Source organism: Geomonas azotofigens (assembly GCF_018919395.1).
GTDB classification, from domain to species: Bacteria; Desulfobacterota; Desulfuromonadia; order Geobacterales; family Geobacteraceae; genus Geomonas; species Geomonas azotofigens.
The window spans coordinates 265,835-280,150 of sequence record NZ_JAHLME010000001.1; the positions used below are offsets into that span (position 1 = coordinate 265,835).

The 14,316-nt window shown below is 62.9% G+C and carries 13 protein-coding genes; 6 read left to right on the plus strand and 7 right to left on the minus strand.

The window, feature by feature from the left end; genetic code table 11:
- The first annotated feature begins 4 nt into the window (after positions 1-4).
- Positions 5-490 (plus strand): DUF2062 domain-containing protein, encoded by a 486-nt coding sequence (locus KOL99_RS01145; protein ID WP_216508667.1) that lies wholly within the window; start codon positions 5-7, stop codon positions 488-490.
- A 62-nt stretch (positions 491-552) separates the two neighbouring features.
- Here the strand turns inward: KOL99_RS01145 and KOL99_RS01150 are convergent, their stop codons facing one another.
- The gene (locus tag KOL99_RS01150) at positions 553-1,554 is read right to left on the minus strand and encodes an inorganic phosphate transporter (RefSeq protein ID WP_216508669.1); all 1,002 of its coding nucleotides are present in this window, start codon (positions 1,552-1,554) and stop codon (positions 553-555) included.
- The gene (locus tag KOL99_RS01155; RefSeq protein ID WP_199390205.1) at positions 1,547-2,164 is read right to left on the minus strand and encodes a DUF47 domain-containing protein; all 618 of its coding nucleotides are present in this window, start codon (positions 2,162-2,164) and stop codon (positions 1,547-1,549) included. Before KOL99_RS01155 ends, KOL99_RS01150 begins: the two co-directional genes overlap by 8 nt.
- Positions 2,165-2,390: 226 nt before the next feature.
- Here KOL99_RS01155 and radC point away from each other — a divergent pair, with 226 nt between their 5' ends.
- Entirely contained in the window at positions 2,391-3,086 is a 696-nt protein-coding gene (gene radC, locus KOL99_RS01160) for a RadC family protein (RefSeq protein WP_216508670.1), read from the plus strand.
- A gap of 235 nt (positions 3,087-3,321) precedes the next feature.
- Entirely contained in the window at positions 3,322-3,795 is a 474-nt protein-coding gene (locus tag KOL99_RS01165) for a hypothetical protein (RefSeq protein ID WP_216508671.1), read from the plus strand.
- Between the two features lie 445 nt (positions 3,796-4,240).
- Here KOL99_RS01165 and KOL99_RS01170 read toward each other — a convergent pair whose 3' ends face one another.
- The 3 genes from KOL99_RS01170 to KOL99_RS01180 form a co-directional block, all read right to left on the minus strand.
- The gene (locus KOL99_RS01170) at positions 4,241-4,915 is read right to left on the minus strand and encodes a DUF1318 domain-containing protein (RefSeq protein WP_216508672.1); all 675 of its coding nucleotides are present in this window, start codon (positions 4,913-4,915) and stop codon (positions 4,241-4,243) included.
- Positions 4,916-4,982: 67 nt separating this feature from the next.
- Positions 4,983-8,537 carry an AsmA family protein gene (locus tag KOL99_RS01175; protein ID WP_216508673.1) on the minus strand — a complete coding sequence of 1,185 codons (3,555 nt, stop codon included), beginning with the start codon at positions 8,535-8,537 and terminating at the stop codon, positions 4,983-4,985.
- A gap of 155 nt (positions 8,538-8,692) precedes the next feature.
- Positions 8,693-10,138: a glyceraldehyde-3-phosphate dehydrogenase gene (locus KOL99_RS01180; protein ID WP_216508674.1), complete on the minus strand. Its 1,446-nt coding sequence runs from the start codon at positions 10,136-10,138 to the stop codon at positions 8,693-8,695.
- A gap of 442 nt (positions 10,139-10,580) precedes the next feature.
- Here KOL99_RS01180 and KOL99_RS01185 point away from each other — a divergent pair, with 442 nt between their 5' ends.
- Positions 10,581-10,910, plus strand: a complete 330-nt coding sequence (locus KOL99_RS01185; protein ID WP_136524454.1) for a DMT family protein — start codon at positions 10,581-10,583, stop codon at positions 10,908-10,910.
- A gap of 14 nt (positions 10,911-10,924) precedes the next feature.
- The gene (locus KOL99_RS01190) at positions 10,925-11,401 is read left to right on the plus strand and encodes a DUF2127 domain-containing protein (RefSeq protein WP_216508675.1); all 477 of its coding nucleotides are present in this window, start codon (positions 10,925-10,927) and stop codon (positions 11,399-11,401) included.
- Here KOL99_RS01190 and KOL99_RS01195 read toward each other — a convergent pair.
- Entirely contained in the window at positions 11,398-12,168 is a 771-nt protein-coding gene (locus KOL99_RS01195) for a sugar phosphate isomerase/epimerase family protein (RefSeq protein ID WP_216508676.1), read from the minus strand. The genes KOL99_RS01190 and KOL99_RS01195 overlap by 4 nt on opposite strands.
- A complete protein-coding gene (locus KOL99_RS01200) occupies positions 12,161-13,213 on the minus strand; it encodes a potassium channel family protein (RefSeq protein WP_216508677.1) in 1,053 nt (350 codons plus the stop codon). The genes KOL99_RS01195 and KOL99_RS01200 overlap by 8 nt, the downstream gene beginning before the upstream one ends.
- Positions 13,214-13,358: 145 nt before the next feature.
- Here KOL99_RS01200 and KOL99_RS01205 point away from each other — a divergent pair, with 145 nt between their 5' ends.
- A complete protein-coding gene (locus tag KOL99_RS01205; protein WP_216508678.1) occupies positions 13,359-14,051 on the plus strand; it encodes a GntR family transcriptional regulator in 693 nt (230 codons plus the stop codon).
- The last annotated feature ends 265 nt before the right edge of the window (positions 14,052-14,316 follow it).

A 14,316-nucleotide genomic window follows, 5' to 3' on the forward strand; every position in this document is an offset into this window, starting at 1 on the left:
ACTGTTGCTGAACAAAGAGCTCTGGAAAAAAAGGATCTACGGCATCCTATCGCTGGACAGCCATCCCGGGCACATCGCCGCCGGATTCGCGGTCGGCGTCTTCATCAGTTTCACCCCGTTCTTCGGCCTCCACACTCCTCTCGCCATCGCGGCAGCCTTTCTCCTGAGACTCAACAAACTGACCTGCATCACCGGAGCCTGGGTCAACACCCCCATCACCGTGGTCCCCATCCTCGGCGTGAGCTACAAGCTCGGGGCCTTCCTGCGCGGGCGCCCCATCAAGGACCTTCCCCTCGCCGGTGGGCTCGAGTGGCACAACCTCGAGCGCTACGCCAAGTCACTGATCCTCGGCTCCTCGATTCTCGGCTTCTTCGCCGCCATCATCGCCTACTTCCTCTGCTACTACCTCGTCATCCGCTTCCGCGCAAAGGACGCCGCCCAGGCCGAACTCGCCAAGGAGATGACCGAGGTGGGCGAAGAACTGGAGTAGCCAAAAAAAATCGGGGGCAGTCCGCAGACCGCCCCCGACCTATTCCCGATGTCTCCCCCCCGTCACTTACCCAGGAATGGCGACAACACGATGTAACTGACGAAGCCCACGAAGCCCGAAGCGGGGATGGTGATCACCCATGCCATGACGATGCGGTAGGCGACGCCCCAGTTGACCGCCGAGATCCTCTTGGTCAGGCCGACCCCGAGGATGGACGAGGTGATCACGTGGGTGGTACTGGTGGGAAGCCCCATGGCCGAAGCGCCCAGGATGACCGCGGCCGACGCGGTCTCCACGCAGAAGCCGTGCACCGGCTGCAGTTTGACGAAGTCGTGCCCGACGGTCTTGATGATCCTCCAGCCGCCCGCCGCGGTGCCAAGACCCATGGCGATGGCGCAGGACATCTTGACCCAGTTGGGCACCTCGAAGGTGGCGATGGAGCCGTAGCTGACCAGGGCCATCGTGATGACGCCCATCGACTTCTGGGCGTCGGCGGTGCCGTGGGAGAAGGCCATGACTGCGGCGGAAAGGATCTGCAGCTTACGGAACGCCTTGTTCAGGTTGTAGGGGGCCCTGTTCCTGAACGCCCACATCAAGCCGACCATGAACATGAATCCGAAGAAGGCGCCCACCACCGGAGAGATGACCAACACGGTGATGATCTTCTTGAGACCGGCCCAGTGCAGCGCTCCGCTGCCGGCGTGGGCCACCACCGACCCTACCAGGCCGCCGATGATGGCGTGCGAGGAGGACGAGGGAAGGCCGTAGTACCAGGTGACCAGGTTCCAGATGATGGCACCCAGGATACCGGCCAGCACCACCATCTGGGTGATGTTGTTGGCGTCGACGATCCCCTTGCCGATGGTCGCCGCGACCTTGGTGGAGATCATCGCACCAAGGAAGTTCAGGCCGGCGGCCATGAAGATCGCCGTCCTGACGGTGAGCGCGCGGGTGGAGACACAGGTGGCAATGGCGTTCGCGGTATCGTGGAAGCCGTTGATGTAGTCGAACAGCAGGGCCGCGCCGATGACGGCCACCAGCAGGACCAGTGTGACCTCAGGCATTTTTAACCACCACGCTTTCCAGGATGTTCGCGGCATCCTCGCACTTGTCGGTTGCGGTCTCCAGTGTCTCGTAGATCTCTTTCCACTTGATCAGCTGGATCGGGTCCTTCTCTTCGGCGAAGAGACGGCTGATCGCCTCGCGGCAGACGCGGTCCGCCTCGTTCTCCAGGGCGTTCACCTCGATGCAGTAGGCGCTGATCGGCTCGAGCTTGCCGCCCAGGACGGCGACGGTCTTGTCGATGGTCTGGCAGGATTTCAGGATCAGGAAGGCCAGTTCCTTGGATTCCGGCGTCGGCTTCTGCACGTTGTACATGACGAAGCGCTGCGCGGAGGCGTCGATCAGGTCGAGAATGTCGTCCAGCGCGGCGGAGAGGGCGTAGATGTCCTCGCGGTCGAAGGGGGTGATGAAGCTCTTGTTCAGCTTCTTGATGATGTCGTGGGTGATGGTATCGCCCTTGTGCTCGACGTCCTTTATCTTGCGCTGGCTGGCCACAGGGTCGTCAAAGTTGTCCAGCATGTCCTTCAGGAGCTGGGCCCCTTCGATAATGTTGTGGGACATTTCCCTGAACATGGCGAAAAACTTTTCATCTTTTGGCATCAACCCAAACATTTAGTCCCTCCAAAGTCCCGGCCGCGGGCCGGCATCTAGTTGCAAACTGTGGAGATATAACATATCCCCGTGGAATATAAAACCATGAAATGAGTAATTCGTCCAAACTAATTAGGGAGATGCCGTTTACCACGAGGCCCCGTTTCCCTCTGGCCAAGCAGGCGCCCTCATGTATTATTTAGATTTAATTTTTTCACCACGACACCTCCAGGACCGGGAGGCTTTCATGAGCGGTGGAATCAAATGCTGGCCGGAAGCGGAACGTCCCCGTGAGAAGCTGATGCAGCGGGGCGCCTCGGCGCTCACCGAGGCGGAACTGCTGGCCCTCATTCTCGGCAGCGGTAACGGCGCCAGCGGCCGCAGCGCCCTCGACCTGGGGCGAGAGCTGATGCTCCGGTTCAAGTCCCTGCGCCGTCTGGCCGACGCCTCCTGGCGCGAGATCCAGCAGGTGAAGGGAATCGGGCCGGCCAAGGCCATCTGCATCCTGGCGGCGCTCGACCTGTCCCGGCGCATCCGGGAGAAGGAGCGGCGCCCCATCGAGTCCTTCGATCGTTTCACCTCCGCCGCCCAGGTCTTCGAACACCTGAATCACGAATACCGGGACCGGCACACCGAGCAGTTCGTGGCGCTGCTTTTGGACGGCAAGAACCGGATCATCAGCCGGGCCCTCATCTCGGAGGGGTCGCTGAACCAAAGCATCGTGCACCCGCGCGAGGTGTTCAACGCGGCGGTGCGCCAGTCGGCGGCGGCCATGATCCTGTTGCACAACCATCCTACCGGCGACCCGACTCCCAGCCCGGAGGACCTCGAGGTGACGCGTCGCCTGTGCGACGCCGGGCACATCATGGGGATCAGGGTGCTGGACCACATCATCATCGGCGAGGACGAGTTTTACAGTTTCGCCGACCACGGCCAACTCTAGCCGGGCCCGGGGCATCATGACAACGACCGTTGCCCTGGTATAGTGGGCCTACTTCCTGGTAACCGGCATCTGGCCCATCTTCAGCGTCAGAACCTTCATGATGGTCACCGGCCCGAAGACCGACCTGTGGCTGGTGCAGACGGTCGGCGCGGTCCTGATTTAAACACATCACCTCTACAGCCCTCCCCCCGGATCAGCCGGCAGGGGCGCCGCCACGGCGGAACAGGAGAACCAGATGCGGAAAACGGTCGTCAAAAGCCAGATCCACCAGTACCACGACAGCAGCGCGGAGTGGCTGGACCTCGACAGCATCGCGAAGGTCGAGATATCCTCGGAGGACCCCTCCCAGCCCATCGAATCGGCCCTGCAGCCGGTCGGCGCCCCAGGATGGCGGGCGGCGGAACCAGGACCGCAGATAATCCGCCTGCTGTTCGACACGCCGCAAAGCCTGAGGCGGATCTACCTGCTGATCAACGAGGAGGAGGTGGCGCGGACCCAGGAGTTCGTACTGCGCTACGCCCAGAACCACGGCCGGAACTTCCGGGAGATCGTGCGCCAGCAGTTCACCTTCGCCCCTCCCGGCACCACCACCGAACAGGAGGAGTACCAGGTGGACCTGGACGGGGTGACCACGCTGGAACTGGAGATCATGCCCGACGTCTCCGGCTCGGCGGCAAAGGCGTCGCTGGGAAGACTACTGCTGGCTTGACCAGGACAAAAAAAAGCGCCGAGAGGAAAGGAGGATCCATCATCGGCGCAAAAGTTGGTTTTCTGGCTAGCGGCATCTGCTGTGCCGCTTTGTCTTTCATTATTACAAGAGCGGTGCCAAACTCATGGATTGCTCAAAAAATTTTCAAGCTGCTGTTTTGACGCTGTTTTTCCACACGCCCGATGACCGGTCCTGACATGTCGGCGCTCCAGCAACTGAACAGCCACGTCAGCCACCACACCTTGAAGACACCAAAAAGCCTTTACCTTCAAGCACTTTCACAAATTGAACAGCAGTTCAAACTTTGCACAGGCGTCAAAATCCCGTTATGCCTGTGTCAGCACGTCCCCCTCTCCCAGGGGGAGGGGGGACCACCTACAAAAGAAAAGGCCGCGGGCGACCAGCCCCGCGGCCTTCATGTTCAGATATCCTCTGGCCCGCCAGGTTATTTCTGCACCCACCGGTCGTTCGGCAATTGCACCCACCACCCCGGCTGGGCAGCTTCCCGCTTGGTCTCGGCGTAGGTGGCCGCCGCTTTACCCATCACCTGGTTGAGCACCTCCTTGCTCTCTTTTTGCTTCTGCAGCTTCAGGATAGCCTTGGCCATGCTGAGCACGACGGTCTTGCGGCTCTGGTTCTCGGCGGCCAGCAGGGCTTCATCCTGTGCCCCGAGTTTCCCCTTGGCGGAAGGAGGCGCGACCACGAGCCCCTGCTTCGAGAGCCCGACCGCACCGCTGGCGAAGAGCGCGTTCAGCCTGGGGAGCCGCTTGCTCATGTCGTCGTAGGCCTTCAAGACCTCCGGCATGCTGGAGAGCTCGACGGCCAGGGCGTCCGCGTCGGCATCGGTATCCGCGGCGTAGGCCTCCGAGACCAGGGAGAACCGAGGCAGGCTGTCAAAAAGCCGACTCTGCGGTTTGTCCTGGGGCGCGGCCGGCGGCAGGCCGGGGGGAGGCGCCGGAGCGGCCGGTTTGTCGCCGCTCTTCAGGAGCATGTCGTCCAGCGACTTGTACGCCTCCTTGGCGGCCTTCTCGGGGAAGTAGACGTTGACCGTGATCACCGCGCAGGCGGCAAGGGAGAAACAGGCAAGGGCCAGCAGCAACTTGATCAATCTTCTGTTCATGGGATACCCCCGTCTCTATCGTTGGTCTTTTCCGGATATGGCACTTCACGAATATAACACAGCGGGATCACTCTTCCCACTTGAACTCCGGCACCGGCTCCGATTTCGCCGGCACCTTTCCGGCGGGCGGCTCACCGGTCGCGGGCTTGCCGCGCACGGCGGCCTCCTTGATCGACTCCAGCAGATGGTCCAGGGCGATCCGGTTCTGGGTCGGCGCGATGTTGACGTTCAGGTCCTTCACCCCGAAAAAGTTCGTGTTGACGATCTTCAGCGTGTTGAAGGTCAGGTCGCCCTCCTGCAGGGTCGCCTTGATCTCCGCCTCGTCGTAATCGCGGTCCCGGCTCAGGAAAAAGCCGCTCAGTTTCTGCTTGGCCAGGCGCTGCAGGAACTCCTTGCTGACCAGCATCTTCTCCCCTCCCCCCTCGCGGGCCCAGAGGTCGACGAACCCGGTCGTGCCCGCGACGCCGCCTCCCACGCCTTTGAAACTGATCACGCCGTCCACCCGCCCCGAGATGTACCCCTGAACGCCGGGGATGCTGCGGCAGAGCTGCTTCAGGCTGAGCCCGTTCACCAAGAGGTCGACGCGGTAGGTCGGCTTTTCCCTGACCGCCAGGTACCCGGTCCCGATAACTGCCCCGTCGTAGAGGGTCGTGCGCAGGGGAGCGATCTCCATGAGCCCCTGCGAGGCGCGCAATTGCAGGGTGAGTTTGCCGAGCTCCAGCGTCCCGAAGACGATTTTCCCCACCGTCAGCTGCTCACCTGCCGTCGGAACGGTGCGCAACTGGCCCAGCAGACGCGGGTAATTGGCCCTGCTGAACTCCCTGCTCTCCGTGGGCTGCGGCGCGCTCTTGCCGGAGAGGTCGAGGGAGACCGGGATCCTCCCCTCGACGCCGGTAACCGTCAGCTTCTGGGGCGCCGACTCCACGCTCCCCCCCTGCACGTCGATCCTTCCTTCCAGGAGTTGCCGGCCATCCCGAAACTCAAGGTTGCCGCTCGCGGTGATGGCCCCTTTCAGCGTCGCCTCCTGGATAGCCGTGGGCATCAGGTTGACGGTGGCGTCGACCAGGGCATCGATGGGGGTGTCGGGGAGGGAAAGGCTGATGGTGCCACGACGTTTCGGGGAGAAGGCGGCCGCCACCTGGCCCCGCGCCCTCAGCGCGACCCCTTTGCCCGGCGAGAACAGCCCCTCACCGATGGAAAGGGTCCCCGCCGAGTAGCTCCCGGACAGGAACGACGAAGCGCCCGAGAGGGTGTTCTTGCCGTTTTTGGCCAAGGCCATGCTGCGCCCCTTGGTATCGAAGCGGCACTCGAGCCCCTTCTTTCCTGAATAGGTTCCGGAGCAGCGCAGCTCCAGATATCCTCCGGTGGGGCGAATGGTCGCGGTCTGGGGCAGGAAGGGCGCCAGTTGCCCCGCGCTTCCTTCCTGGAGCGAAGCCTTGAAACTGACCGCGGCATCAGGAGCAAAGGGACGCAAGGAGGCCTCCGCCGCCAGCTTCCCACCCAGCAACGAGCCGGTGAGTTCGGCGCGGCCGCCCGCCTTGGCGAAGTTGGCCTGGAGCACCGCTCCCCCTACCGGCCTACTCTTCATGGTGACGGCGCGGCAGGACAGCTCAGCGGCCCCCTCCAGCCATTTTTCCGTTCCCGCCGTGACCACGCTTCCCCGGACCCGCCCCGACAGACCGGACAACTCGAGGTCGCCCTGGCGCAAGGCGCCCCCCTCCAGTTCCAGGAGGAGCGGGGTGCGCCCTGCCGCGGTCCCCGGAGGCGGCAGGCGACCGGCGATCCGGTTGGCAACAAGCCTTGCCGTCCCCAGCCGGGCCTGGACCCCATCGAGGGTGACCTTGTCGTCTTCAACGCGATAGCCGAAGCGGGCGTCGCCGTGCTGCGAGGCCAGGGTCAGCCCAGTTAGACGCGCCTCGCCAGAAGCCTGCCGGTGTCCCCCCTGCTGCCACGCCTCGATGCTGACAGCGCCATCCTTGATGGCGATCGGCTCCTTGCCTCGCGTTCCCGAAAAATCGACGACGGCGATGCGGCCAGATAGCTTCAGGTCCTGCGCCCGCTTTCCGGTCAGCGCCACCGTCCCGGCCCCGGTGCCGGTGCTCGCCTGCAGGTTGTAGCGTTTCAGGAACGGGTTCAGCGAGGCGAGCTTTGTCTGCGCGATCCTCAGTGTGGCCGATAGCGGCTCCGGGCGTTGCAGATCGTAGGAGAGATCGCCGTCGACGGGGATGCCGAAAGCGCGGACGCTGAAGCCGCGGCTGTGCATCATCACCGGCTTCAAACGGGAGGAAAGGGCCACGTCGAACGGCAGGCGAAGGGCGTCGATGGCCGCCCCGCCCGCCCCGTGAGCGGCCGAGAGGGTCCCGACGGCGGCGACCCCGGTCCCTTTCCTGGACAGCGCGGCCTGTCCGGAGAGCCCTGCCACCAGCAGCTCACCCTTCCTGGAGAGCGAGCCATCCTGGAGCAGCAGATTCCCGGCGGCGCTTTCCACCCCGCCGGCACCGGTACCTTCCAGCCGCAGGGACTCGCAGCGCAGCTTCCCGGCAAGCAGCAGGCTGCGCCGGGCCTCGTCGGTGAGCAGCACGTTCAGCAGGGCGAGGTCCACCTGGTCCACCCCGAAGAGCAATGCGTAGCGCCGCTCCTTTCTCACCCCGGTCAGGCTCCCCTCGGCATGCAGCTGCGCCACGTTCTCGATCGCCAGGGTCGCTTCGTTCAGGTCCGCACGATCCTCGCCAAGGATGTAAGAGCCGTTGAACTGCAGCGTTCCAGCGATGGGATAGCTGCCCCGGGCAGCCGGCAGCAGCACATCCCTGAACCGGAAGGTGCCCGAACTGCGCAGTTCCCCCTTGGCCAGCACCGCGTTCACGGTCAGCGATCCGCCGGCCTTATCCAGCGGCTGCGGGTTCTTCAGCTTCAGCAAAGCGGCGACCTTCCCTAGCGACAGGATGGGGGCGCTCAGGGTGAGGTCCACGGCGGCCTGGTCGCCCGGCCTGGCGGTCCCTTGCAACTGGTAGCGGTTTTGTCCCGCATCCTCGAAGGCAAGCTCCACCTGCGCGTTGCGCGAGCCGCCGCTGGTCAGGTTATAGAGCTTGAGATCGAGCCCGTGCACCCCCTCCCCCTGCACCGTCAGCGCGCCCTTTCGCACCAGCAACTTGGCGATGACCGTCTCGGGGGCGGGCTTGGCCGGCTTCCTTGCGGCCAGCCTGCGCTGCAGTTCGCTGAAATTCCAGGCACTCGACCCGTTTTTCAAAAGGTTGATGCTGCCGCCGTCGATGCCGATGAGGTCGAAGCGCCGCCTCCCCCGCAAGAGGGCGAGCCAGTGCGGCTTGACCGCCACGGTGTCGGCCGCGACGAGGTCTGGTCCGGCAAAGCCCTTTGGGTTCATCAGCCTGACCCGTCTGAGCACGAGGGTTCGGCCCGAAAGCGAGACGGACTGCACGGTGAATGGCTGGTTGAGCGCGGAGGTTACCAGGCGGGAGATTTGTCGGGCGGGGAGCGGCGTGGCGAGGTAGATCTCCAGGAGAACATAGACGAGCAGGCAGACGCCAAGCAGGCCGGCGCCAACGAACGCCAGGATCCTGACCGGCCCCTCCGGAATTAAGTTTCTGCCGCCGACCTCTCTCATGTGCCCCCTTCCTTCGCAGCGTGAACTTTACCCTGCTTCGCCGCTGCGGGCAAGGGAAGCATCCGGAAGTGCCGCGCCTTGGTTGCCCCGAAACGAAAAGGGGCACCCTCGCGGATGCCCCTTTTCCTGTCCTTCTTATTTTTACCTGCGGGAAACTAGGCCGGCAGCGCCGGGAGTTCCAGGCCCGCCATCTTCTGGACCATGCGCACGACCTGACAGCTGTAGCCGAACTCGTTGTCGTACCAGACGTAGAGCACGCAGCGGTTCCCCTGGACGATGGTGGCCAGGGAATCGACTACGCCGGCGTGGCGCGAACCGACGAAGTCGCTGGAGACGACGTCCGGGGAGTTGGTGTAGTCGATCTGGTTCTGCAGCGGCGAATCGAGGGAGATGGCGCGCAGGTAGCTGTTCAGCGTTGCCACGTCGGTCTCGGTGCCAAGCTGCAGGTTCAGGATCGCCAGCGAGACGTTCGGAGTCGGCACGCGGATGGCGTTACCGGTCAGCTTGCCGGTCAGCTCCGGAAGCACCTTGGCCACGGCCTTGGCGGCGCCGGTCTCGGTGATAACCATGTTGAGCGGGGCGCTCCGCCCGCGGCGGTCGGCCTTGTGGTAGTTGTCGATCAGGTTCTGGTCGTTGGTGTAGGAGTGGCAGGTCTCGACGTGACCGCTCACGATGCCGAACTTGTCGCTGACCGCCTTCAGCACCGGGACGATGGCGTTGGTGGTGCAGCTCGCCGCGGAGAAGATGGTCTCTTCCGGGACGATCAGCTCGTTGTTGATGCCGGATACCACGTTGGGGATGTCACCCTTGCCGGGAGCGGTGAGGAGCACCTGGGAGACGCCGGGGGACTTCAGGTGGCGGCCGAGCCCTTCACGGTCGCGCCACTTGCCGGTGTTGTCGATGACGATGGCGTTGTTGATGCCGTACTGGGTGTAGTCGACGTTTTCCGGGGCGTCCGAGTAGATGATGCGGATCATGTTGCCGTTGGCGATGATCGCGTTCTCTTCCTCGTCGATGGTGATGATGCCGTTGAAGGGGCCGTGCACGGAATCGCGGCGCAGCAGGCTCGCCCTCTTGACCAGGTCATCGGGGCCGCCCTTGCGCACGACGGCGGCGCGCAGACGGAGCTTCTCGCCGCTGCCTGACTTCTCGACCAGGATGCGGGCGAGCAGGCGGCCGATGCGGCCGAAACCGTAGAGGACGATGTCCTGCGGCTCGTCGAGCAGCGAGGTGCGGCCGGTGTTGACCGAAGCGAGTTCGCTGGCGACGAAGTCGTCGATGGAGACCTTGTCCCGCACCGCGTCATAGCGGACCGCGAGCTTGCCCAGGTCGATACGCGCCGGCGCCAGGTCCAGCTTGGCGAGGGCTTCCAGGACCGGGAACGTCTCCTGGACGGTCAGCTCGCCGTCGAGGATCAGACGAGCGAAACGATGCGCCTTGAGGATCTCGATGGTCGGGCTGTTTACCAGGGAGCGGCCGTACACCGTGGTGACGATGTTGTTGTCGCGGTAAAGATGGCCGATGATCGCGAGCATGCGCTCGGCAAGCTCCTCATGGCCCTGCCATTCCTTCAAATAAGCTTCCTGTTTCTCAATCTTCATAGTTCCGTCCCTTCGCAGAAAATAACACCGGACACTTCGAGGCGCCTCCGGCGCAAAACCCAGCGTACAAAACGGCCGACGCGCCACTGTCAATTGCACACCAAGGCATCGCCTAAGTACACCGAATCATTTCGCGATTGACAGAACGACAGCAGCAGGAACGGCCAAAACGCCCGCATACTACAGTATTTTTGTGATGTAAACAATTGAAACTTCAAAGAGATGCACAAGTAATGTTTTTGTTAATTATTACTGGCCAATAATACTCCAGCACATGCCGCGCTGGCATTTTGTGCGACCACAACCTTTGCGCCGGACGCCGTTATCGTGTTATCCTTGCCAGTCGCCGCTGCCGCCGCCGGTGCGCCCCCCATCCCGGCCCAGGTCCGCGGCGGGCACGACACCCCGGCGCAACGGGGTAAAATCCTTACTCGGAACCGCCATGAGAACCATCGTACTGTTGATCCTTTCCAACGTCTTCATGACCTTTGCCTGGTATGCCCACCTGAAGGACCTGCGCGGCGCGCCGGTCTACGTCGCCATCCTGGCGAGCTGGGGCATCGCCCTCTTCGAGTACATGCTCCAGGTGCCGGCGAACCGCGCCGGCTTCGGAACCTTTAGCCTGGGACAATTAAAGATCATGCAGGAAGTGATCACCCTCTCGGTCTTCGTCCCCTTCGCCGTCTTTTACATGGGACAACCGCTCAAGCTGGACTATCTCTGGGCGGGCCTCTGCATGGCGGGGGCCGTCTTCTTCATCTTTCGCGGGTAACGGAGGCGCTGCGGATGGCGACAAGGGGAAAGACGAAGCGGGGAGGGCTGCACGTGGTGGCGCTCTTCGAGGCCTTGAAGGGGGCTGTGGTCCTTCTGGCCGGCTGCGGTGTGCTGACGCTGGTGCACAAGGACCTGCACGAGATCGCGGTGCGGCTGGTGCGGGTGCTGCACATGAACCCCGCACGGCGCTACCCGGGTATCTTCATCGACGCCGCCAACCGCGTCACCGATCTGCAGCTCTGGATGCTGGCGCTGTCCGCGTTGGCCTACGCGACGGTGCGCCTGGTGGAGGCGTACGGGCTGTGGCAGGGAAGAACGTGGGCCGAATGGTTCGGCTTTCTCTCCGGGGCGGTCTACCTGCCGCTGGAGCTGTTCGAGATCTGGCGCAAACCCGATTGGGCCCGCACCGTGGTGTTCCTGGTCAACCTGGGCGTGGTCAGCTACCTTGGCTACGTTCTGAAGCGCTCCGGCCGATCCCGCCGCGGCTAGGCAAGGTAGGGCCCAAGGACCTGCAGCGAGCTCTCCAGGTGCGGCCTGCTGTGCGACTCGATGGTGTAGGCGGCGTCCGGCGCGTATTTCTCCATCAGCTTGAAGAACCGCGCGAAGTCGATGGCGCCTTCTCCCGGGGGTGCGTGGTCGTCCTTGGTGCCGCTGTTGTCATGGATATGCACCTCCCGGATCCACCCCCCCAGCGCCTCGAACCACTCTTCCATCCCCACCTGCTTGAACAGGTTCCAGTGTCCCACGTCGAAACAGTGCCCGAAAGACTGATCCTGCACCGCCTCGAACAACGCCTTCAGGGTCGACGGCTCCTCCTCGAAGATGTTCTCCACCGCGACCACCGTCCCGATCGACCGGGTCCGCTGCAAGACCTCGCGCCACGCGGCGACGCTCAGCTCGAGCCACTGTCCCTGCGCCTCGCCGTAGCGCCAGCGATCGAAACCGGGGTGGAACACCATGACCTCCGGGCGCAGGATCGCGGCGGCGTCCAGCACCTGCCCGAAGCGATGCATGGTCGCGTCGCGCAGCATCCGCTCCAGCGAACCGGGGTTCAGGTCCATGAACGGGGCGTGGATGGTGCAGGAAAGCCCCTCCCCGTTGAGCGCCCGGGCGGTTTCCGCCAACAGCGCCGGTGTGGCGGCGTCGAGCGCATCCGCGGAGAGATAGATCTCGGGGTTCAGCTTGCGCTCCAGGATGAACGGGAGATGCTCCTCGATCTGGCTGTACGGGACGTGAACGAAAACTCTTTTACTCATCTTTTTTCCTGTGCTTTTTGATCAGTTCCTCGGCGCAGCTGTCGCAGCGGACCAGCTGGTCCAGCTTCTCTATCGCCGCCGGTTCTCCCAGCACGATCAGCGTGTCATGCCCCTCGATCTTGGTGTGGGATTCCGGATTGAAGACCATCTTGCCGCTCTGCTTTTTCACCCCGACGATGATCACGCCGGTCTCCTTACGGAAGCCGGAGCTGGCCAGGGTCTCACCGATGAAACCGGTATGCGGAGGAATCAGGATCTCCTCCATCTGTAGTTCCATGTGCTCCCGGCCGGTGGCGATCTCGATGAAATCCACGACAGTGGGGCGCAGGATCGCCTGGGCCATCCTGGAGCCGCCGATCAGGTAGGGCGACACCACCTTGTTGGCACCGGCCCGCTTCAGCTTGATCTCGCTCCCCTCCTCCCCGGCGCGCGCCAGTATGAAGAGGTCGGGGTTGAGCCCCCGCGCCGTCAGGGTGATGTAGACGTTCTCGGTATCGGAGGTGACCACCGAGATGAGACCCTTGGCCTTCTTGATGCCCGCCCTCAGGAGCACGTCGTCGATGGTGGCGTCCCCCGGCAGGAACAGGTAGCCGTGACCGTCCTGCTCCATCTGGGCGATCATCTCGATGTCCTTCTCCACCACCACGAAGGGAAGCGGTTTGGCCGCGAATTCCTTGCAGATCAGCGAGCCGATGCGCCCGAAACCGCAGATGATGTAGTGCCCGTCCAGGGCGGCAATCGCCTTTTCCACCTTTTTCCTCCCGATGATGCGCTGGAACTGCCCCTCGAACATGATCTGGGCCAGGCTGCCGACGATGTAGCCGATGACGCCGACCCCGAAGAAGATCAGCATCATGGTGAAGACCTTACCGACATGGCTCAAGTCATGGACTTCGCGGAATCCCACGGTGCCCAGGGTGATCACCGTCATGTACAGGGCGTCGAGCAGGCTCCACCCCTCGAGCGTCATGTACCCGCAGGTCCCGACGGTGAGCAGTAGCAGCAGCACACAAATTGAGATCTTGAAATGGCGTACCGGGTCCATAGCTAAACTCCCTCAGCGTCGCAACATACAGACCACAAAGGGAGATTACAAGCTTTTTCATGTGCAATCCCAGAATTTCAAAGAGGGAAGTTCTTGACAATCTTTGGATACTGTATACAATACGGCGATCATTGAAGGGGGCCGCATGAAGAAGAACGTTGAGAAGCACCTTACCCTTAGGGAACGGATACTTGAGACGATCCGTGACGCCATCATGTCGGGAGCCCTCAAGCCGGGAGAGAAGGTAGCTGAGCCCGAACTTGCAGCCCGCTTCGGCATCAGCCGCACCCCGATCCGGGAAGCATTCCGGCAGTTGGAATCCGAAGGGTACCTCTCCGTCATACCGCGCAAGGGAGCGCTGGTCGCCAGTTTCTCCGCGAAAGACGTTGAAGAGTTCTACGCCATCAAGAGCATCCTCGAAGGATACGCCGCCCGCAAGGCGTGCAGCCTGCTCAGCACCAGGGAAATCAACAAGCTGGAAGCGATCAACGAGAAGCTGCGCGAGATCGCGGCGGAAGGGGATGTGCGCCACTTCTTCAAGGTGCACAACAGCTTTCACGACCTGTTCATCAAGGGGGCCGGCAACGACAAGCTGCACGACATGATCGCCCAGTTGCTCAAGAAGTTCCAGCGGCTGCGCCTGGCCTCCCTCATGAAGCCGGGCCGGATGCAGCTTTCGGTGGAGGAGCACGAGAAGATCATCGAGGCGTTCCGCAAGCGCGATCCGGTCATGGCCGAAATGCTGGTGCAGAAAAACGCCGAGTACGGCGGCAAGGTCCTCATCGAGGAAGACACCGCCGCTGCCGACGCCTGGACCAGCAAAGGTCTCGATCTCTGAAAGTAAAAGAAGGCCTCGCGCCCCTCAGGGTGCGGGGCCTTTCATTTCGGCCTCCTCCGGCTCGGACCCGCGCCGGCTTCGCCGCGCCGCTTCTGTTTTCACGCCTGCCCTCTCCTGCTCCCCCAGCCGTGCCCGCCATCCATCGTCAACTTGATGCAACCCGTTGCAGCGCCTTTCGTTGTCCATTGTCAATTGTCCATGGGCAACAGCCTCTTCATTCCCCCCTCAACCTGTGGTTTTTCTTTGCCTCATGGCTCACTTTGCG